22 protein-coding genes, 1 rRNA gene and 1 pseudogene are annotated in these 19,602 nt (G+C 57.0%); 1 reads left to right on the plus strand and 23 read right to left on the minus strand.

Features of this window, described 5'->3' with window-relative positions:
• A pseudogene (locus GFC01_RS18865) lies at positions 1-224 on the plus strand (hypothetical protein); the annotation flags it as partial.
• A gap of 98 nt (positions 225-322) precedes the next feature.
• Here the strand turns inward: GFC01_RS18865 and GFC01_RS15900 are convergent.
• The 23 genes from GFC01_RS15900 to rrf form a co-directional block, all read right to left on the minus strand.
• Positions 323-880, minus strand: a complete 558-nt coding sequence (locus tag GFC01_RS15900) for a CBS domain-containing protein (protein ID WP_152948146.1) — start codon at positions 878-880, stop codon at positions 323-325.
• Positions 881-1,022: 142 nt separating this feature from the next.
• Positions 1,023-2,255 (minus strand): anti-sigma factor domain-containing protein, encoded by a 1,233-nt coding sequence (locus GFC01_RS15905; RefSeq protein WP_152948147.1) that lies wholly within the window; start codon positions 2,253-2,255, stop codon positions 1,023-1,025.
• Positions 2,252-2,995, minus strand: coding sequence for a sigma-70 family RNA polymerase sigma factor (locus tag GFC01_RS15910; RefSeq protein WP_152948148.1), 744 nt, complete (start codon positions 2,993-2,995; stop codon positions 2,252-2,254). Before GFC01_RS15910 ends, GFC01_RS15905 begins: the two co-directional genes overlap by 4 nt.
• A gap of 191 nt (positions 2,996-3,186) precedes the next feature.
• Positions 3,187-4,176 carry a cation diffusion facilitator family transporter gene (locus tag GFC01_RS15915; protein WP_341474044.1) on the minus strand — a complete coding sequence of 330 codons (990 nt, stop codon included), beginning with the start codon at positions 4,174-4,176 and terminating at the stop codon, positions 3,187-3,189.
• A gap of 435 nt (positions 4,177-4,611) precedes the next feature.
• Positions 4,612-5,337 carry a TraR/DksA C4-type zinc finger protein gene (locus tag GFC01_RS15920; protein ID WP_152948150.1) on the minus strand — a complete coding sequence of 242 codons (726 nt, stop codon included), beginning with the start codon at positions 5,335-5,337 and terminating at the stop codon, positions 4,612-4,614.
• Between the two features lie 51 nt (positions 5,338-5,388).
• Positions 5,389-5,688 (minus strand): DUF5665 domain-containing protein, encoded by a 300-nt coding sequence (locus GFC01_RS15925; protein ID WP_341474045.1) that lies wholly within the window; start codon positions 5,686-5,688, stop codon positions 5,389-5,391.
• Positions 5,689-5,866: 178 nt separating this feature from the next.
• On the minus strand, positions 5,867-6,742 hold the full coding sequence (secF, locus tag GFC01_RS15930; protein ID WP_152948151.1) for a protein translocase subunit SecF: 876 nt from the start codon (positions 6,740-6,742) through the stop codon (positions 5,867-5,869).
• A gap of 12 nt (positions 6,743-6,754) precedes the next feature.
• Positions 6,755-8,002 (minus strand): protein translocase subunit SecD, encoded by a 1,248-nt coding sequence (secD, locus tag GFC01_RS15935; RefSeq protein WP_152948152.1) that lies wholly within the window; start codon positions 8,000-8,002, stop codon positions 6,755-6,757.
• Between the two features lie 27 nt (positions 8,003-8,029).
• A complete protein-coding gene (locus tag GFC01_RS15940; protein ID WP_152948153.1) occupies positions 8,030-8,689 on the minus strand; it encodes an HD domain-containing protein in 660 nt (219 codons plus the stop codon).
• A gap of 230 nt (positions 8,690-8,919) precedes the next feature.
• Complete coding sequence (gene yajC, locus GFC01_RS15945) at positions 8,920-9,210, minus strand: preprotein translocase subunit YajC (RefSeq protein WP_152948154.1); 291 nt, start codon at positions 9,208-9,210, stop codon at positions 8,920-8,922.
• 72 nt (positions 9,211-9,282) lie between these two features.
• Positions 9,283-10,395 (minus strand): tRNA guanosine(34) transglycosylase Tgt, encoded by a 1,113-nt coding sequence (tgt, locus tag GFC01_RS15950; RefSeq protein WP_341474046.1) that lies wholly within the window; start codon positions 10,393-10,395, stop codon positions 9,283-9,285.
• A gap of 43 nt (positions 10,396-10,438) precedes the next feature.
• The gene (gene queA / locus GFC01_RS15955) at positions 10,439-11,464 is read right to left on the minus strand and encodes a tRNA preQ1(34) S-adenosylmethionine ribosyltransferase-isomerase QueA (protein WP_152948156.1); all 1,026 of its coding nucleotides are present in this window, start codon (positions 11,462-11,464) and stop codon (positions 10,439-10,441) included.
• A 407-nt stretch (positions 11,465-11,871) separates the two neighbouring features.
• Positions 11,872-13,446, minus strand: a complete 1,575-nt coding sequence (locus GFC01_RS15960; RefSeq protein ID WP_194174994.1) for a SpoIID/LytB domain-containing protein — start codon at positions 13,444-13,446, stop codon at positions 11,872-11,874.
• A 71-nt stretch (positions 13,447-13,517) separates the two neighbouring features.
• Positions 13,518-13,733 carry a DUF2905 domain-containing protein gene (locus tag GFC01_RS15965; protein ID WP_152948158.1) on the minus strand — a complete coding sequence of 72 codons (216 nt, stop codon included), beginning with the start codon at positions 13,731-13,733 and terminating at the stop codon, positions 13,518-13,520.
• A gap of 54 nt (positions 13,734-13,787) precedes the next feature.
• Positions 13,788-14,339: an epoxyqueuosine reductase QueH gene (locus tag GFC01_RS15970; protein ID WP_152948159.1), complete on the minus strand. Its 552-nt coding sequence runs from the start codon at positions 14,337-14,339 to the stop codon at positions 13,788-13,790.
• 66 nt (positions 14,340-14,405) lie between these two features.
• Positions 14,406-15,428, minus strand: a complete 1,023-nt coding sequence (gene ruvB / locus GFC01_RS15975; protein WP_152948160.1) for a Holliday junction branch migration DNA helicase RuvB — start codon at positions 15,426-15,428, stop codon at positions 14,406-14,408.
• Positions 15,429-15,453: 25 nt separating this feature from the next.
• Positions 15,454-16,041, minus strand: a complete 588-nt coding sequence (ruvA, locus tag GFC01_RS15980; RefSeq protein ID WP_152948161.1) for a Holliday junction branch migration protein RuvA — start codon at positions 16,039-16,041, stop codon at positions 15,454-15,456.
• Positions 16,038-16,562: a crossover junction endodeoxyribonuclease RuvC gene (gene ruvC, locus GFC01_RS15985; RefSeq protein ID WP_152948162.1), complete on the minus strand. Its 525-nt coding sequence runs from the start codon at positions 16,560-16,562 to the stop codon at positions 16,038-16,040. The genes ruvA and ruvC overlap by 4 nt, the downstream gene beginning before the upstream one ends.
• A 102-nt stretch (positions 16,563-16,664) precedes the next feature.
• The gene (locus GFC01_RS15990; protein WP_152948163.1) at positions 16,665-17,294 is read right to left on the minus strand and encodes a BofC C-terminal domain-containing protein; all 630 of its coding nucleotides are present in this window, start codon (positions 17,292-17,294) and stop codon (positions 16,665-16,667) included.
• Positions 17,295-17,389: 95 nt separating this feature from the next.
• On the minus strand, positions 17,390-18,118 hold the full coding sequence (locus tag GFC01_RS15995; RefSeq protein WP_152948164.1) for a YebC/PmpR family DNA-binding transcriptional regulator: 729 nt from the start codon (positions 18,116-18,118) through the stop codon (positions 17,390-17,392).
• 139 nt (positions 18,119-18,257) lie between these two features.
• Positions 18,258-18,986 (minus strand): NAD(+) synthase, encoded by a 729-nt coding sequence (gene nadE, locus GFC01_RS16000; protein ID WP_243137641.1) that lies wholly within the window; start codon positions 18,984-18,986, stop codon positions 18,258-18,260.
• Between the two features lie 64 nt (positions 18,987-19,050).
• Complete coding sequence (locus GFC01_RS16005; RefSeq protein WP_152948166.1) at positions 19,051-19,305, minus strand: hypothetical protein; 255 nt, start codon at positions 19,303-19,305, stop codon at positions 19,051-19,053.
• Positions 19,306-19,485: 180 nt separating this feature from the next.
• A 5S ribosomal RNA gene (gene rrf / locus GFC01_RS16010) occupies positions 19,486-19,601 on the minus strand.
• Position 19,602 lies beyond the last annotated feature (1 nt).

Raw genomic sequence — 19,602 nt, forward strand, 5'->3', positions numbered from 1 at the left:
TCCTGGGCTACATGAAAGTGGCCTTTCCCCTGATGCTCATGTCCATTGTGGTCTCCACGGTATACCTGCTCTTCTGGCACCATTACCACGGGCTGGTGTCCCTGCTGGGCACCCTGGCGGCCGGTGCGGTGCTCTGGCTGATATCCATTCCCTTGAACAATCTCCTGTTACGTACGGAAGAAACCTCTGCCAGAAAAGTGCTCTCCAAGTACAGGGAGGCATGATTTGCCGGAGTCGAGGGTGATTATCCATGAGAAAACAAATTAAACTTTAACCGGGCAACATGCACCCGGTTTTTTCTTTATAAAAATAACCGCCTGCATTAACCACCCGCCAGGATCCGGCCCATTTCCAGAAAGAGCTCCTTGTCCCGCAAAAGCCCCACCACCCGGCCGTTTTTGATCACCGGAAGGATTTCAAACCCATAGTGGGACATCAGGTAGGCCGCCCGGCTTAAGCTATCCCCGGGTTGCAGGGTGACGGGAAAGGGCCGCATAACCTCCCCCACCTTTTTGCCAGACATTTCCTGAATCCGGTGGGTAAAAAGACCACAAAATGAAGGGGGCTCTTCCAGACCGGTGGAAACGGACCACCCGACATAAGAATCACTGCCGGGCTGGGGGAGACGGGCCAAATCCAGCAGGTGGGAAACCTTCAACAGGCCCACGGGCACCAACCCGTCCAGCACCACCAGGGGCTGAACGGCTCCCGCCCGCGACTGCAGAACCACCCTTTTCAACAGGCCCGCGGCCTCCGTCAAAGAGCTCCCGGCTGCAATGGTGCGGCAGGCGTTCAGCGAAACCATTAAATCTTTCACTATTTTTTCCCGCTTGTTAGACATGGCCAGCATACCGCCAGCGAATTGAAATAGCGCCGGCATGTGGGGTCCCTCCTCGTTACTGGTGGCTATATTCTACCACCCCACGTTTTTCCTGACAACGGGTAACCGGGCGGACAAAAAAGCAAAACCCCCGGCAGTCTTTTTAGAGCTTTTAACTGCGGAGGCGGTCAATTCTTTCCGGTCACTGGCCACTGGAGCATTCCTTATAACCACCGGGAGCTTTAACATGGTGATTTAATACCTTCTGCACATCCCCATCCCTTTCATTATCCATAACCCTGCCCCTCTGGTTATCCTCTTCCCTTTGTTTCTCCAGGCGGAAGATTTCTTTGTCCCCGTCGTTGATACTTGGCTTTGTAACATGCCCGCCGGTATGACCTTGGTCATTACCATCTTTTCCCCCGGAATTTTCATCCCCTTCGTTGGACGACGCTTTATACAACGGAAAACCCGGTAACCCATGGCCAGGAGCGGGAGCGGGCAAAACCGGCTCCACCGGAATTGTTTTTTTTCGTGCCGAAGTGCTGGCATCCGCATGCCCTGGGGCATCGGTTTTTACCTTGCCGGGAAGCCGCCTGTTTATCCCATCGTCCGACACATGGGACTGTTCATCTTTGCCCGCCACTCGGGGAGATTTTCCGGAAAGGCGGGAACCCGGGCCGACCCATCCAGCATAACCGCGTCCACCCAGCAACTCGGAGATGGCAAAACCCTTTTTTTCCTCCAAAACGGTCATGCTTTCTTTTTTTAATTCTTCCAGCCCGATATCCAGCCCTTTTTTCACCGCTTCCACATGCAGCAGATACCGCCCGGTGGAAAGGCCGGCCTTCTGTGCCTGCCGGCGCATCTCCGGCGTAGTGGTTTCCACCACCACCTCGGCCCCCACCCCAACCGATTGCAGGGAACTGGCAATAAACCGGTATACCTTCTCGGCCGGCGGAACCGCCTGCCCGTTTTCAGCGGTAACCGCCGTAAGAACCACGTTATTTTTATCCGGAAGGAGGTATTTGGATTGAACGGCCCGGGCCACCAGCGTATTTATAGCTTCTTCCAGGGGCCGCCCCAGCAATCCCGTCCCGGCCAGCAACTGCTCCCCCGAGGGATTCAGCCCACGGGCCGCACATACATACTCCCGCCGGTTCAGAGTCAGTTCCACACTGGGGTTGATATCCATGGAGACGTAAGCCATTGCCCTGGTGGTCCAGCCATAATACAATAGACCGGAACCCAAAAAAATTAAAAAGCAGGCTGCAGCCACCAACCACCGCCAGGATATGTACCGGCCGGAAGGACAGGTGATCTCTTCCCCCAGGCGCACCCCCCCGGGCGGCAGGGGAACTTCCCTGAACTGGCCGTCGGGAGTGAGAATAACACATGTTTTGGCCCTGATCTCCATGACCATCCCGGTGATCATTTTGCTTCAATTTCCTTTAGTGCCGGCTTGAGGTAATGGCATAGGTACAAAAAATCCTGACAATGGCGCCAGAGAAGGGCAATGGCAATGATATATTTGCGCCCCCGCTCCAGGGTTTTGCGGTGGACACCGGTAAGTACGGACAGCTCTTTTAGTGGTAACTTTTTGGTTTTCATCAGGCACTGGAACAGGGATTCCTCGGCCGCCAGCCGGTGGGCCACTTCCAACAATATATTCCGCGCATCCTGATGCCTGGGTGCACACCGGACCAAATCCGCAAAGGAAATCTGGAATTCGGCCAGAAGCCCGGCATAATCTTTAATCTCTTCTTCCCTCTCCCGGGCCGCTTCCCGGGCCAGATAATCCTGCCAGGCCAGGGACGATTCCACAGGGTTGACATAAATGTCCTCCCCATCCCCATTCAGCGACCCGACCCTGCGGGCGGCCATCCTTCCTTCCTTGCGCAGGTAATCGGTAACCCGGCTTTTAATCATCAGACGGGCAAAGGCCAGGAAGGGCACCTGCCGGCTTTCCTGGTACCGGTCGATGGCTTCATTAAAAGCAATGAAGGCAATACTCAGTTCGTCATCCAAACCCCATTCCAGATGCCGGCGGCAAAAACCGGCGGTAACCCGGGCCACAAAGGGGCGACACTCCGCCAGCAGTGTTTCCCGGGCCGCCCTGTCTCCCGCCCTGGCCAGGGCCAGGAGGTGTTCTAAATTCTCCACCGGCAGCACCATCCTTTAAACCCCCGCGGATCACCCCCCTGATTTTTCCTGCTGCTTATTACTACGCAGTGGCTGGTGTTTTTGGGGGACATGGAAGGGCATTATTTTTGTAATGATAAAGGGGTGCTGGACTCCCCTCACCCCTTTTTTTCAATATTCCTATTCGACATAAACAACCTCTGTTCCTGCCTCAAGTTGGATTTTTAACCATTGGCTCCACCGTCGGGGATTCCACCGGGATTCCGGGTACAGGCACGGCATTGCTCACAATTTCCTTTTTCAACAGCGGGCGGCAGGGAAATATGCACCCGGCAGACATGACAGTCGGCACTTCCCGGACGGCAGGGTTCGGTATGAATGAGCACACTGGCTCCCGGCAACTCCCGACGGATATCATTTTCAATGTCATCACACAGCTGGTGTACCCGGGCAACAGGCCGGTAACCCGGTACCACCAGATGTAAATCAACGTGCCTGTCGGAACCGGCCCGCCTGGTACGCAGATCGTGGAACTGGACAAAATCACCTTCATAGCGGCCCAGCACCTGGCGGATCGTTTCTTCTTCGTCGTCGGAAAGGCGGGCATCCACAATGCTTCCCCAGGATTGCCGGATCAGGTCCCGGGCCGCTCTGAAAATGAGCAGGGAAACGGTTATGGCAATCAGCGGGTCCAGGATATACCAGCCGGTAAAACGAATGACCAGTATGGCCCCAAATACTCCCGCCGAGGTATAAACGTCGGTGCGCAGGTGCCACCCGTCGGCTTCCAATGCCGGTGAACCGGTACGGCGGGCGGTGCGTAGCAGGATGGTGGATATGATCAGGTTTACCACCGCCGAAATCCCCATAACCAGAAGACCCAGGCCCAGGTGATGCACCTCCCGGGCGCCCAGTAACTTGGGGATGGACTGGGCAATGATCATAATCCCGGCGGCCACAATCAATAGGGCTTCCACAATGGCAGCCACATTCTCAAACTTGCCGTGCCCGTAACGGTGTTCGGCATCGGCCGGACGGGTTGATTCCCGCACTGAAGCAAAGGCGATACAGGCCGCCATCAGGTCCAGACCGGAATGCACCGCCTCGGAAATAACGCCCACCGAATGCATGGCCAGACCCACCGCCAGCTTGCCGGCAGTGAGCAGAGTATTGGAAATCACCGAAAGCCGGGCTATTTTTAGTCTTTCGTCCACGCCCGCCACCTCCAAAAAACAGGCCCGGGGCCATCATTCTGAAGGCCAGAATGAAGTCCCACGGGCTTTTCCCGCTGCCTGACAAGGCCCGGCCGTTTGAAAGGGTACGGCCTGACTATGCTGCTAGTATAACACGACAGGCCTGTCCTTAACAACCATAAAAACAAACTTCCGGGCCGAAAGCCCGGATATGAGTTAGACATGGGGAGGGGTGAGCACTTCATGGAACTGAAGTTATTTTATCACCGCATCATTAAGATTCCCGTAAGAAGGGGTTAATTTTTATTTAAAGTTTTTACCAGCCACAGAGGCAGATATTCCGGCCAAACTGGCGCAGGCGGGGCGATGCCCCGCCTGCAGCCATGCCCGGCAATATATTGTTTCTCTTGGCCAACACCGTACCCCGGTATGAGCCATATAGTCGCTGGTGAACATTTACCCGTAGGGGGGGCTGTCTTTTTCCTTTTTACTGTGCTCGATGCCCACGTCTATGCGCTCCGCCGGGGCGCTTTCGTCGTCATAGCCGCGCCTGTTCTCATAGATTACCCCGTCGTCACCGATTTCATAGGGGATGTTTTCCACTTCTTCCCCATAGCCGCGGTCTTCTTCGTTCAGCTCCCCCGGCCCGTAATAGGCGCCGGCCTTGCTCTCCTCGGCGTGCTCGGAGTAACGGGCCACTTCCTGCCAGGAATCTTCCAGATCATAGGGCACACTGTCCAGGTGCTCATTGAAACTGGTGTTGATCAGTTCGTCGATGACTTCTTCTTCAATGGGACGGCAGGAACTGACCGGACGCCTTTCATCCTCCTGCCGGCAGCGGTAACAGAGGGTGGTATAGGGCACGGCCTCAAGCCTTGCCGCATCGATGGCCCCGCCGCAGATCTCGCATATGCCGTACAGCCCCCGTTCCAGCCGGGACAGGGCTTCATCAATGGCCCGGATTTTGATCCTGGCATCCTCCCGCAGGGCGAAGTCCTTGCTGCGTTCAAACATTTCCGTGCCGATATCGGCGGGATCGTTATCGTAAAGGGATATTTCACCAATGGAATCGCCCATGGTGGTGGCCAGGCCACCTGCGTTGATGGATTTGATCCGCTCCAGTTGCTGCCGCTTTTCCTCTTCCAGGCGGCGGCGGATGGCTTTCTTTTGGTGCTTATTCATATATATCCCCCCAGAATGGTCGCTGGTCGTTAGTCGCTGGTCGCTGGATTTCTATGGTCCCAGGCGGCTCTGGACGATGGTGACGATCTCGGCAATAAAGCCGCCGATAACCGGCAGGTTCAGCATCACCAGCCGCTGCAGGATGATAACCAGGACGGCCCCCAGAAGGGCAAAACCCACGGCAATGCCCACGCCCCGGGCCAGACCGGCCAGGAAATTCACGTAGAGCAGGCGCCAGGGGTGTTCCAAAAGGGAAACATATTCGGCCAGCTTCATCTTTTCCATGTTCAGGGACAGCTCCGTTATTTTGTCCCGCAGCGCTTCCAGGATGTGCCTTTCCCTTTCCTCCACCGCCCGCCCTCCCGAAAGTCTTTAATCTTAATTTTCCCCGGCCGGGCAAAGCTAAACAAAAAAGTGGCGGTATAATACCGCCACGCTAAAATAAATGTCGGTTACATTTCCAGTAGATGATCAGTGACCCCGATATGGTGCCGATGGTAGCGATTTTACTGAACAGTTACCCTTTCCATCATGCCCGGGCTTCCTTCACCCTGCCCCGCCGCTCCAGAAGTTTGAAGTCCACCCACAGGGGGCTGGCGTTAAAGATGGAGGAGTAGGCCCCGCTGAACACGCCGATGAGCATGGCCAGGACAAAGTTGCGGATGGTGCTGCCGCCCAGGAAGTACAGGGCCACCAGGACGAATATCACGGTGAGCACCGTGTTGATGGAGCGGGTCATGGTCTGCCACAGGCTGATGTTCACCACGTCCTCCAGGCTTTCACCCTTCTTCCTGGCCCGCATGTTTTCCCGGATACGGTCGAAAATAACAATGGTATCGTTAATGGAATAACCGATGATGGTCAGCAGGGCGGCCACAAAGGTGCTGTCCACCTCTATACGGAAAAGGGAGAAAATGCCCGTGACCACCAGGGTGTCGTGCAGTAACGCAATGATGGCCGCAATGCCCTGCTTGAACTCAAAACGAATGGTGATGTAGATGATCATCAACACCGAGGCCACCAGCAGGGCCAGGATGGCCTTGGTGGTCAGCTCCCGCCCGATGGTGGGCCCCACCGACTCGTTGCGCAGCACAGTGTTTTTACCCAGGTCGTTCAGGGCGGCCATGAGCTTTTCCTGCTCATCCTGGGTCAGGTGCCTGGTACGGATGATATAGTCGGACGCACCGCTTTTCTGGATGCCGTGGCTGGCCTCCAGGCCCCGGGCGCTCACCACTTCCCTCACTTTTTCCACCGGCATTGCCTGTTCGAAGCGCACCTCCAGAATGTTGCCTCCGGTAAAGTCAATGCCCAGGTTCAAACCATGCAGCATAAGGGAGATTAAACCCGGCAGGATGACTGCAATGGAAATGGCATACCATATTTTACGTAAATTTATAAAATGCATTACCTCCACCCCCTATGCCCCGTAAGCCTTAGCGTTCTTAACCAGGCCGCTGGCCGCCACCAGGTGCAGCAGCCAGCGGGTGACGCTGATGGCCGTAAACATGCTGGCCACAATACCAATACCCAGGGTCACGGCAAAGCCCCGGATGGGGCCGGTGCCAAAGAAGTAGAGCACTATGGCGGCAATGAAGGTGGTGGCGTTGGAGTCGAAAATGGCGGTGAACGCCCGCTTGAACCCGGCGTCGATGGCCGAACGCAGGCTCTTGCCCGTGGCCAGTTCCTCCTTCAGCCGCTCAAAGATGATTACGTTGGCGTCCACGGCAATACCCAGGGACAACAGAAAGGCGGCAATACCCGGCAACGTCATGGTCACATGCATACCTACATAAATAACCAGGACGATCAGGGTGTAAATGAGCAGGGCAAAGTCGGCCACCAGGCCGGGCAGACGGTAATACATGAGCATAAACACCAGGATCGCCACCACACCCACCAGGCCGGCATGTTTGGACTTGTCCAGGGAGTCGGCCCCCAGGGCCGGCCCGATGGCCCGTTTCTCGGCAATCTCCACCTTTACCGGCAATGCGCCGGAACGCAGCAGGATGGCAATGTTATGGGCCTCCTCCAGGGACTGGTAGCCGGTAATCTGGGCCTTGCCGTTGGGAATGGCCTCCTGCACCACCGGGTTTTGCAGCACCTGCCCGTCCAGCAGGATGGCAATATGTTTACCCACATTGGCCGCCGTGGCCTCGGCAAACTTCCTGGCCCCGGCGGCGGTAAAGGTGAGGTCCACCTTCACCTGACCGGAGGTGGGGTCCTTGGATTCCATGGCATCTTTCAAATCGGCGCCGGTGACCACCGTTTTGCCATCCTCGGTTTTAAACTCCAGGTAGGCGGTTTTCACCATGGAACGCACCGCCTCTTCCGGGTTGCTGATACCGGCGATCTCCACAATCAGCCGGCGGTCACCCTGTTGCTGGATGACCGGTTCCGCAACCCCGAACTGGTTCACCCGGCGTTCAATCACGGCCCTCAATTGCTGCATCTTGTCGGGAGTGACCCTGGATTCGGGAGTATCCTGGGCCTCCACCACCACGTGGACGCCGCCCTGCAGGTCCAGACCCAGGATAATGTCTTTGGCCAGGGGCAGGTATTTCCCCAGGTAGGGGTTTTGCTGCCAGGCCGGGGCCAGGGCGGCAGCCGTGGCCAGACCCACAACAACCACAATCAATGCCAGAATCAAAACCTTGTTCCACATCATTTCACCGCGTTCTCCTTTCAACTCCAGCTAAAGCAGCCGGGAGCCGTTGATAATCAGCTCAAAAGTACAGTGCAGGAAATTGGCCGCCCGGCGGCAGAGGGTCATCCGGGTAAGAAAGATCTCAAAGTATTCCATTACCGGACAGATATTAATATCAATGGTCAGGTCCATGGTAATGGTCCGCTTGTCCCTGTACACCCAGACAAAGGCATGCTCCACGGCATAGTTCACCCGGTCGTGAATGTCAAAGGTGGCGAAATCCTGGTTGCGCACCCGGGAACGGTGCACATCGGATTTATCGGCCACGATCAGGGCGGCAGCCACGTTATTCACCGGCTGGCCGTACTGTTCCTCGTGGTTGGCGATGGCCGATATAACCGTAGCCACCTCATCGGGATGCATGCCCATGTTCAGCAAAATGGAACAGGCCAGGACAGCCCCGGAAATGCCGTGTTCATTCCGGCTGACCACGTTGCCCATATCGTGCAGGTATCCGGCGATGGCCGCCAGTTCCGCCTCCCGTTCAGGGTAACCCAAACGTTCCAGGATGTTCCTGGCAATGCTGCTGACCAGATTCAAATGCCGGTAGCTGTGCTCGGTAAAACCCATTACACCCAGGTATTCGTTACCCTTGCGTATGAAGCTGTCCACCACCGGGTTGTTCTTGATGTCCTCCAGGGTGATCAATCATCGCCCACTCCTTGCCATAATCAACCTTCCGGCGGCATTTTTGCCAGAAGGTCCTTTACGGAGAAAAAGAGTAGACAGGAGGCCTACTCTTTCGATACTGTCGCAAAACCACCGGCGGCATCGCCCTTCACCATTCCCTTCCCCACTGCAGCGAGAACGACAACCCTGCCAGGGAAGGAAAACCCTTTGTTCTTTTTAGTTTTGCGGCAATACCCCCGGGGTACCGGCTATTTTTCCTCTTCTTCCCCCCGTTCCCTGACCTGGGCCACGGCGCTCTTCATAATTTCGATGCGTACATTGTCCGCCACCCTGACCACCAGGGTGTCTTCTTTAACTTTCACTACGGTGCCGTAGATGCCCCCGGCCGTAATAATGGGGTCGTTCACCTTGATGTTTTTGATCATTTCCTGATGTTTTTTCTGCCTCTGCTGCTGGGGCCGGATGAGCAGAAAATAAAGCAGGGCGAATAGAGCTACGATGTAAAGCAATGTGCCCAGTTGCGGGCTGAGCTGACCCATAAAAAACCCCCTTTCTCCAAGAGTTTAATATTCGAGCTTTAAAGGAGATTCCCTTTAAATTTACGGAAAAAATTATTCCCCGCCCCAGCGGGCCAGGAATTCCTCCTTGAACCGGGCAAAACGCCCCTCCAGGATGGCCCGGCGGATACGGCCCATTAAAGAAAGTATGAAATGCAGGTTGTGCAGGGTGGTCAGGCGGATGCCCAGTACCTCGTTGGCCTTGATTAAATGGCGGATATAGGCCCGGGTGAAATGGCGGCAGGCGTAGCAGTCGCACTGTGGATCCAGGGGCGAAAAATCCCGGGCATATTGCGCGTTGCGCACCACCAGTTTGCCCCTATGGGTAAAAACCGTACCGTTGCGGGCAATGCGGGTGGGTAACACACAGTCAAACATATCCACCCCCCGATCCACCCCTTCCAAAAGACAGTCGGGTGAGCCCACGCCCATTAAATAGCGGGGCCTGTCCACCGGCAAAAGGGGTACCGTGAAATCCAGCACCCGATACATAATATCCTTAGGCTCCCCCACACTTAAGCCCCCGATACCATAGCCGGGAAAACCAATGGCCACCAAATCCCGTACGCTTTTTTCCCGCAGGTCCCGGTGCACCCCGCCCTGGATGATACCGAAAAGGGCCTGATCACTCCGCCTTTTCGCCTCCCGGCAGCGCAGCGCCCAGCGGCTGGTTCTTTCCACGGCCTCCCTGGCTTCCTCGTAACTGCAGGGATAGGGAGCGCACTGGTCGAAGGCCATGGCAATATCCGAACCCAGGTCCTCCTGAACGGCCATGGCCTTTTCCGGGCTGAAAAAATGCTCGGAACCGTCCAGGTGGGAACGGAACCATACGCCGTCTTCTTCGATCCGCCGCAGGGGCCCCAGGCTGAACACCTGAAAACCCCCGCTGTCGGTGAGGATGGGGCCGGGCCAGCCCATGAAGCGGTGCAGCCCGCCGGCTTCCCTGACCAGGCCGGAACCGGGGCGCAGGTACAGGTGATAGGTATTGCTTAAGATCAGCCTGCCCCCCAGATCCCACACTTCCCGGGGGGTCATGGTTTTAACGGTGGCCTGGGTGCCCACGGGCATGAAAACGGGGGTTTCCACATCCCCCCGCAGGGTATGCAGCACCCCGGCCCGGGCCCTGGTCTGGGTATCTTCTTTGATAATCGAAAAGGTTACAGTCACCAGGATCTACCTTTCAATGTCACACTGTTTACCGCCATCCAGACTAAAGGATCAACATGGCGTCGCCAAAGCTGAAGAAGCGGTAGCGCATCTCCACGGCCGTACGGTAGGCCCGCAGGATCCTTTCCCGGCCGGCAAAGGCGCTGACCATCATGATCAATGTGGAGCGGGGCAGGTGGAAGTTGGTCACCAGGGCGTCTATGGCCTTGAAACGGTAGCCGGGATAAATAAAAATATCCGTCCAGCCGGAGCCGGGAGCAATCCGGCCGTCGTCACCGGCCACTGTCTCCAGGCAGCGGGTGGTGGTGGTCCCCACGGCAACCACCCGCCCGCCCCGGGCCCGGGCCCCATTGATGTCCCGGGCGGCCTCCGGGGTAATCTCATAATATTCGGCATGCATGTGATGCTCCGTTATATCTTCCACCCGCACCGGACGAAAGGTGCCCAGACCCACGTGCAGGAGCACTTTGACCAGGGCAACACCCCTGGATTGGATATTTTCCAGTAACTCCGAAGTAAAATGCAAGCCGGCAGTGGGGGCCGCGGCGGACCCTTCCTGCCGGGCATAAACGGTCTGGTAACGCCGGGGGTCCCCGGAGTATTGTTTTATATACGGGGGCAGGGGCATTTTCCCCAGGCGGTGGAGCACCTCCCGGAAGGGTATGGTGGAAGTGAAGGCGATCACCCGGCCGCCTTCCGGAGTGGTTTCCTCCACCACACCGCCGGCCAGGCCGTCTCCGAAAACCAGGCGGGTGCCCGGCTTTAGCCGGCGGCCCGGCCGCACCAGCGTCTCCCACCGCTCCCGGTCCAGTTGCCGGAGCAGCAGAACCTCCACTTCTCCGCCGCTATCCGCCTTCTGCCCCACCAGCCGGGCCGGGATAACCCGGGTCTCATTCACCACCAGCACATCTTTGGGCGAGAGGTAATCCACAATGTCCCGGAAAAGACGGTGTTCAATGCGGTCCTCCCGCCGGTGCAGGACCATCAGCCGGGATTCATCCCGGCGGGGGGCCGGTTCCTGGGCGATCAGTTCCTCCGGCAAAACATAATCAAAGTCACTGAGCTTCAAAATCGCTGGTTTCTACCTCCAAAAGCACTTTCATATTCATCTGGTCTGAAAGCTAATATACCCGGGTAATTATTCAGTAAAACCGGTGCAGGCACGGCGTTGTCCCGCTCACTCCGGTGCTCCGCGCCGACAGCACCACAGCGAGCTTCGGGCCGGCTCTGGCTCCCTGCGGATTGCCATCGTTACTTTTACTATGCTCTCTTACTGTTTTTGCCAGATGTGATTCTGTCACGTTTCTAAAGACGATTTCCGTTGGCGTCCTCGGGAGCCGAGCCGGCAACCTCAGCTCGCCTGGTGCTGTTACCGGCGCTTCGCAATGTCGTTCGCTCTGGACAACGCCGTGCCTTTGTATTAACCACCGGTTTCAGTGAAAACTTACATACCCGGTTTATTAATTCATTCCATGATTAACCACCGTAATCGGAATCGATGGCAATCCCCGTGTAATAGTATTTCAGGATCTCCTGGTAATTATAACCTTGGGCGGCCATACCCCGGGCACCGAACTGGGACATGCCCAGGCCGTGGCCCCAGCCGCTGCCCCGGAAGGTCACGCTCACCAACCGGGAGCCGCCGGTGTTCCCCGGTTGCCCGGTAACAGGGGCCGGCTGTGAAGTACCGGTTCCGCCACCGGCGGCCGCCTGCCCGGCACCGGTCTGTCCCGGCACGATCTGTGCCGCACTCCCTGTACCCTGCCCCCCGGGTATGTCCCGGCCGCCGGCACCAGCCCGGTTTGAGCCCCCTTCCCCGCCGTTCCCGCCGGACATCACCTTTTCCATGGTAAAAAGGGCGCTGCCGTTGGTTTTCAACACCCGGTCTATCCCCAGGGCCATGCGCACTCTATCGGCATTGGCAATCGGCACCGTTAACGGCCGGCCGCTTATATCCAGACCCCGCACTTCCAGACATTTTACCCTGGCGCCGGATGCCGTGCGGGAAATGATCTCCAGGTCGTTAATTACGCTGAACTGGTAACCGGCAGCGGCCAGCTGCTGCCGCAGCTGCTCGGCTGTATAGGTTACCGACCAGTTGTAATGCTGTTCGTTTTTATCATAGGGATCCGGCCGGGTACGCAGGTAGTCCACCGGGTTCGTCCAGACGTCTTCACTGTTCTCCGTATACCCGCCACTGGAGCTGTGAAAAACGGCACTGATGGGCCGGCCCCGGTAGGTGGCCACCACGCCCCTGGTCTCATCCACCGCCCTGGTGGTGGCCGGATTTTCCCCATCGTAGCCCCGGTAAACCTGACTGCTCTGGGTGGCCAGCACGTCAAACCCCTGCTTTTCATAGGTGCCCAGCGATGCCAGAACATAGGTGCGGCAAGCTACCGCCTGGGCCTTCAAAGCTTCAACGGGCCAGGAGGCAGGCATCTCCGCCGGCACCACCCCGTAAAGATATTCCTCAATGGGCAGCTGGTTGATGACCGTCAGACCCCGCTCACCGGCACGAAATTCCATTTCCCCCCGGTAGCGGCGGGACAGGTCCGGGCCTTCCAGGGTAATCAGGTGCAACCCGTCCGGGGAAGTGAACTTTTTCTGCCCGGAAGCTCCCAGGACGCTGACCCCACCGGGGCTATTCAGCTGCACCTTTTTGTTTCCGGCACCCTGGACGGTCAACCCGGACGACCGGCGGGATAGTTTTTCCTTACCGGAAATTATTGTCAACGGGCTTTCCTGGGGACGCACCAGCAGGGGCCCGGCAAAACTGCCTGCAGAAATGCCGTCCCGGTATAGCTTCATTCCATAGGGGTCCGTATGCACCTCCCAGCGCTGTCCCGGTTTTATCTCGGCCAGCGGCTGGTTGGAATACCGGTCAATTAACTGGTAATTACCATCAACGGTAAACCCCACCCGGCCGGCCTGCTGCAACAGCCCCACCCTCACCGTACGGGGAGCCACCATCACACCTCCCGCAGCGAACCAGGCCGGTTGGCCCAGGAAAACCAGCAGGCCCAGGAAAAGGGCCAGCAAACCTTTGCGCACCATCATTACCCCCTGGATGAGATTTCATGTCCACCCAGGGAAATTCGACAAGTTGTCACCAGTTCCTGCTTTTACCGTCTAAAAACCAGATTCAAAATAATAGTCAGCAAAATGCTCAGGATGATGGAAGTGACAATGGGAAAATAAAAGGTGAAATTACCCTTGTGGATTAAAATGTCGCCGGGCAGGCGGCCCAGGTGAAACAGCCTTTCCCAGGCCATGAGCAGGCCTCCCATCACCAGCAGCATTACACCCATTAAAACAAGCATTTTGCCCAGACCGTACATATTGGCCTCCCCTCCATGACACTGCCAGGATAATGCGGGGTTTATGCCATAATCTTATTTTCCGGAACCCTTGACCGGGCGCCGGTAATAGCGCTCCTTTTCGCTGTAAATGCACCCGCAGTATTGCTGGCGGTACATACCCAGCTCTTTGGAACGGGCGGTGGCCTCTTTGAACCCGGGGCGGAAATCCACGTAATAAAAGGGTATTCCCGCTTTCTCCCCGGTAGCTTCGCCGATTTCCCGGATCAAATCGTGCTTTTGAAAAGGGCTGACCAGCAGCGTGGTGGTAAAGGCGTCAAAACCGCCCCTTCTGGCCACCCGGGCCGCCTGATGCAAACGAAGGGCGTAGCAAAACTGGCAGCGCCGGGCTTCCCGGTGGACCATCATCTGCAAAAATTCCTCCAGGGGATAATCCTCGTCAAAAATCATGGGCAGTTCCTGTTCCCGGGCGTATTGTTCCAGGGTTTCCCTGCGTTTTAGCCACTCGGTATAGGGATGGATATTGGGGTTATAGAAGTAGCCGTAAACCTGGTGACCTTCGCCGCGCAAATAGTCCAGGGGGTGGATGGTACAGGGCCCGCAGCAGGTATGCAACAACAGTTTCATGAATATCCCCCCTCTTACTCAGTCATCGGTTATCAAACGCTGACAGCACCGTGGTTCCGGCACCGTTTACCACAGGGTGGCCTGCTGGCCGCCCTGCTTTGCGGGCAGGCCCAGGTGCCGGTAAGCCGCCGGCGTGGCCACCCTCCCCCGGGGAGTGCGGACCAGCAGACCCACCTGCATCAGGTAGGGCTCAAAGACATCCTCCAGGGTACCGGCCTCTTCACCGGCGGCGGCGGCCAGGGTTTCCAGCCCCACCGGCCCGCCCCGGAATTTTTCGATGATAATCTGCAGCAGCCGGCGGTCGGTCTGGTCCAAACCCAGGGGGTCCACCTCCAGAAAATGCAGGGCCTCGGCGGCCACCGCCCGGGTAATAATCCCGGCTGCCTTTACCTGGGCGTAATCCCGCACACGCTTTAACAGGCGGTTGCCCACCCGGGGGGTTCCCCGGGAACGCCGGGCAATCTCCTCGGCCCCGTCCCCGTCAATGGGTACCCCCAGTATGTGGGCCGCCCGCATAATAATCTGAACCAGTTCGTCCACCCGGTAATATTCCAGGCGGCTGATCACCCCGAAGCGGTCCCGCAGGGGCGAAGTGAGCAGTCCGGCCCGGGTGGTGGCCCCAATCAACGTAAATCGCGGTAAATCCAGACGGATGGAACGGGCGCCCGGCCCCTTGCCGATGACAATATCCAGGGCGAAATCCTCCATGGCCGGATACAGTATTTCTTCCACCGGCCGGCTCAAACGATGGATCTCATCAATAAACAACACATCTCCCGGCGCCAGGTTGGTTAAAATGGCCGCCAGATCACCGGGACGCTCAATGGCCGGACCGGAGGTCACCCGGATGGCCACGCCCAGTTCACTGGCTATAATCCCGGCCAGGGTGGTTTTGCCCAACCCCGGAGGTCCGAAAAGAAGAACATGATCCAGCGCCTCCTTGCGCTCAAGGGCCGCCCGGATAAAAATGGCGATACTTTCCTTGACCTTTCCCTGGCCGATAAAATCGGCCAGCCTTCTGGGCCGCAGGCTGAAGTCGCTTTCTCCATCCTCCACGTGCAGAGCTGCCGAAAGCAATCTTTCTTCCAAAACCCTTTCCACCCCCAGCCAGGTTCTAACTGCGCCCCAGCCGTTGCAGCGCAGCCCGGATCAAACCTTCCACCGGCAACCCGGGCGCCTCTTTGCAGACCGCCTGCACCACCCGGTGGGCATCCACTTCCGTATAGCCCAGGGCTACCAGGGCCGCCACCGCGTCCGACTCTTCAGTGGAGCGCTGTGCAGCCGCAGCGGGAAAAGGAACGGCACCCAAACGGTCCTTCAACTCCAGAATAATGCGCCGGGCCGTCTTTTTTCCTATGCCGGGTACCCTGGTCAGCAGGGCATCGTTTTCTTCGCTCACCGCCCGGTTTAAAATATCCGGTGTTACCGCCGAAAGAATGGACAGGGCCACCCTGGGCCCCACACCCGATACATGCAGTAAAAAACGAAAGGCGCTCAGCTCTTCCCGGCTGTCAAAACCATAAAGGGCGGGCCCGTCTTCCCGCCAGATCAGGTGGGTATGCAACTCCACCTCCTGCCCCCGGGCGGGCAGCTTTTCCATGGTGGACCGGGGCACCCGCACCAGATACCCCACTCCGTGCACATCCACAATAACTCCCTCATTTTGCACTTCTTTCAGGATACCACAAATGCGGGCAATCATCCAGACCTTCCTCCATGATGGTGCTCCCGGGGATTAAAGGCCGTTCCCCGTCCTCCCTGCCGGTGGGCATGGCAGAGGGCCACCGCCAGGGCATCGGCCACATCATCGGGACGGGGAATTTCCGGTAACGCCAGAAGGGCGCGCACCATATACTGTACCTGCTCCTTGGCCGCCCGCCCGTAGCCGGTTACCCCTTGTTTAACCTCCAGGGGAGTATATTCCGCCACTTCCAGGGAGGAATTGACGGCGGCCAGCAGGGCCACACCCCGGGCCTGACCCACGGCCAGGGCGGTACGGGTGTTTTTATTGAAAAAAAGCTCTTCCACCGCCACATGACGGGGACGATAACGATCCAGCACCGCCAGCAGTTCCTGGTAGAGCAGTTGCAAACGCCGGGGCATGGCCAGGCCGGCCGGAGTCCTTATGCAATCATAGGCCACCACAGCCAGCCGGTTGCCCTCCACATCGATAATACCATAACCGGTAATGGCCGTCCCCGGGTCGATACCCATCACTCGCAAGCGAATCGCCTCCCGGAAGACAATTCCACACCGGGCAGGCAGGCTCCTTCCATCTGCCGGATAAAAAGAAAAAACCGGGGCTTTAAAAAACCCCGGGCACCATTAATATTCCCCAGTCGCTTCGTCCAGGTTCTCCAGCAGGGCATTGACAGCCTGTTCGGAGGGAAATTCCAGTTCCCTGCGCAATATTGCCTGTATTTGGGCATCCTGGCGGTCAAATTCCGTTGCCTGGTGCAACTTTAACTGTAGATCGCTGCTCAGACTGCTTACCGGCAGGTTTTTTTCCACCCTGAGCAGCTTTTCGTTATGACCCAGGGGACCCTGATAAACGGCCAGCTGGCCCTCGTACAGGCCCAGGTGCCGGTAGTTCTGGTGTTCCGGGCAGAATTCCTCCAACCGCTGGTGCAGGATCAATGTCCGTCCCTGCTCCTGTATGGTCCAGCCCTGACCCTGCGGGTAACGCTTCTCCAGCTCCGCCCGGTCCAGCCCCACCAGTTCCCGGGGGGCATTTCCCAGAAAGATTACCTGTATGTCTCCGCACAAATATTCCCTTTCCTCCTGAACCGCTGTATAATTTCCCACCGGCAGAGCCGCCGGGGGACCGGATCTAAAAACCGTCAGCCCGGGCTTGGCGGAAGGTTCGCCAAGGAAAAGCATACCCACATAAACCAGTGCAGCCACGCCCATCATTATGGCCAACCCCACCAATATAATCAGAAGTCTTTTCAGCATGATTCCGGACACCCCTTTAATGACCATAATCAGTTATATTGTTGCCACTTTCTGCCGGAACCATACCTTAAAGACATTTTCATGAAAAATCCGGTCTAATCTTCCTCCAGCTCGAAATTGGCATAAACTTCCTGGACATCATCGTGATCTTCCAGGGCATCCATCAGGCGCATCATCTGCTCCGCTTCCTTGCCGGTCAATTTGACCGTACTCTGGGGAACCATGGTCACTTCTGCTTCGCTAACCGGAATGCCTTTTTCAACCAGGGCGCTGCGCACCTGCTCAAATTCGGCTGGAGCGGTGATAATCTCAAAGCTCTCATCCTCAGTCCGCATATCCTCGGCTCCCGCTTCCAGGGCCGCAAGCATTAATTCATCTTCATCCAGGCCGTCCCTATCCACCACAATGAGACCCTTTTTCTCAAACATCCAGGAAACGCAACCGGACTCACCCAGGTTGCCGCCGTAGCGGGAAAACAGGTGACGGATCTCACCGGCGGTACGGTTGCGGTTGTCGGTCATTATTTCCAGCATTACCGCCACACCACCGGGACCGTAACCCTCGTATACAATTTCCTCGTAGTTTGCCCCTCCCAGTTCGCCGGTACCCTTCTGGATGGCCCGCTGAATGTTTTCATTGGGTATATTGGCTTCCTTGGCCCGCTGGATGGCCGCCTTCAGCCGGGGATTGGCATCGGGATCACCCCCGCCCTGCCGGGCGGCCACAATGATCTCCCGCGCCAGGCGGGTAAAAATTTTCCCCCGCTGGGCGTCCACTTTGGCCTTTTTCCTTTTGATGGTCGACCATTTGGAATGACCGGACATATCAATACTACCTCCTTTCCGGTAAAATATTTTAGCATAAAGTAAAAAAAGCGCAAAGCGCTTCTACGCAGCACGTGCCACCTTTTATTACATTCTCACTTCTCCCATCTCCCACATCCAACCTCCCACCTCCCACTTCTCAAAAAGGAGGAAGAGCGGGCATCTGCTTTTTATGGGCATTCCTGGCCGCCAGGCACTGCACAATTTCCCGCACCCGGTTATCGGCCCGTCCGGTCAGGATAAAATCGTCCAGCTCACGATAGGTGACCCCCATTTCCGTTTCATCATTCTGACCGGCCCATAAACCGGCGGAAGGAGCCCTTTCAATGATACGCCGGGGAACAGCCAGGTATTCCGCCAGTTCAAAAACCTGGCGTTTGACCAGGTTGCCGATGGGCAGCAAATCCGCTCCACCGTCTCCGTATTTGGTGTAGTACCCCACCGTCAGTTCGGTGCGGTTGCTAGTCCCCGCCACCAGGTATTGATTGCGGGCCGCATGGTAATAAAGAGTGGTCATGCGTAAACGGGGCTTGATATTAGCTATGCACATATCCTTTTTCTGTGGATCGTAATCTTCCCCGCTGAGCAGGCGGACCATCAGGGCAAAGGGCTCGTCCAGCACCACCAGTTTATAGGGTATGTCAAAGGTTTCGGCCAGAAGCCGGGCATCTTCCGAATCCTGGGGGTTGCTGTAACAGGGCATGATTATTCCCAGCACATTGTCGGGACAGGCCCTTTTACATAACACAGCAGTGACCGCCGAATCAATGCCCCCGCTCAAACCCACCACATAACCAAGGGCCCCCCGCCGGGAAACCTCTTCCCTGAGCCATCCGGTTAGTTTCTCTACCTGTGTCCGCGGTTCCAAGCCTATCCCCCCATTAAATATTAATCCAGTATATCTTATCATATCCCCGGGAATGAAATAAAGGTTATATGCGCACCAGCCAGAGCAGCGCGGCGAGAATGATAAACCCCAGCCGGGCGAGGGTTACCATCCTGCCCCTGATAAAACCCTTCATCCTCAACCATTCGGCCAGGGCGGCAGGCACTACCAGCACCCAGAATATAAAGCGGGCCACAGGAACAAAACCAGGATAGCCCAGGGTAAACACCCACAGTATAACGGCCCAGGCCAGGATGACCAGGGCCAGCAATGCTGGTCCGGGAAGGTTGCGTAAACTCATTTTAACTGCTCCTTCGCGGTGCCGGTATTAGCGGCCGGGAAATACATAACGGGTTTACCTGACTATTAATTATTCCCTATTGTCGTAAAATTTCCTGCCGCCATTTTACCCGAATACACACGGAACGAGATAAAGGGGACAGGTCACTTTACCAGCAACCTGTCCCCTTTTTTAAATATTTTGCAGCGGCGACCTGCTCTCCCAGGGGTCCACCCCCCGGTACCATCGGCCCTGGAGGGCTTAACTGCCGTGTTCGGGATGGGAACGGGTGTTTCCCCTCCGGTATGGCCACTGCAA

The organism is Desulfofundulus thermobenzoicus, assembly GCF_009428905.1.
GTDB classification, from domain to species: Bacteria; Bacillota; Desulfotomaculia; order Desulfotomaculales; family Desulfovirgulaceae; genus Desulfofundulus_A; species Desulfofundulus_A thermobenzoicus.

Bases quoted from the DNA above. Each gene is read 5' to 3' on its own strand.
- yajC (WP_152948154.1), bottom strand. From the start codon at position 9,210: ATGGGTCAGCTCAGCCCGCAACTGGGCACATTGCTTTACATCGTAGCT.
- GFC01_RS16005 (WP_152948166.1), bottom strand. From the start codon at position 19,305: ATGAGTTTACGCAACCTTCCCGGACCAGCATTGCTGGCCCTGGTCATC.
- secF (WP_152948151.1), bottom strand. From the start codon at position 6,742: ATGCATTTTATAAATTTACGTAAAATATGGTATGCCATTTCCATTGCA.
- GFC01_RS15995 (WP_152948164.1), bottom strand. From the start codon at position 18,118: ATGTCCGGTCATTCCAAATGGTCGACCATCAAAAGGAAAAAGGCCAAA.
- ruvA (WP_152948161.1), bottom strand. From the start codon at position 16,041: ATGATTGCCCGCATTTGTGGTATCCTGAAAGAAGTGCAAAATGAGGGA.
- GFC01_RS15920 (WP_152948150.1), bottom strand. From the start codon at position 5,337: ATGAATAAGCACCAAAAGAAAGCCATCCGCCGCCGCCTGGAAGAGGAA.
- GFC01_RS15910 (WP_152948148.1), bottom strand. From the start codon at position 2,995: ATGGTGCTGCCGGTGGAGAATTTAGAACACCTCCTGGCCCTGGCCAGG.
- GFC01_RS15965 (WP_152948158.1), bottom strand. From the start codon at position 13,733: ATGTACGGTCTGGGCAAAATGCTTGTTTTAATGGGTGTAATGCTGCTG.
- GFC01_RS15970 (WP_152948159.1), bottom strand. From the start codon at position 14,339: ATGAAACTGTTGTTGCATACCTGCTGCGGGCCCTGTACCATCCACCCC.
- GFC01_RS15905 (WP_152948147.1), bottom strand. From the start codon at position 2,255: ATGATCACCGGGATGGTCATGGAGATCAGGGCCAAAACATGTGTTATT.
- GFC01_RS15990 (WP_152948163.1), bottom strand. From the start codon at position 17,294: ATGCTGAAAAGACTTCTGATTATATTGGTGGGGTTGGCCATAATGATG.
- secD (WP_152948152.1), bottom strand. From the start codon at position 8,002: ATGATGTGGAACAAGGTTTTGATTCTGGCATTGATTGTGGTTGTTGTG.
- GFC01_RS15900 (WP_152948146.1), bottom strand. From the start codon at position 880: ATGCCGGCGCTATTTCAATTCGCTGGCGGTATGCTGGCCATGTCTAAC.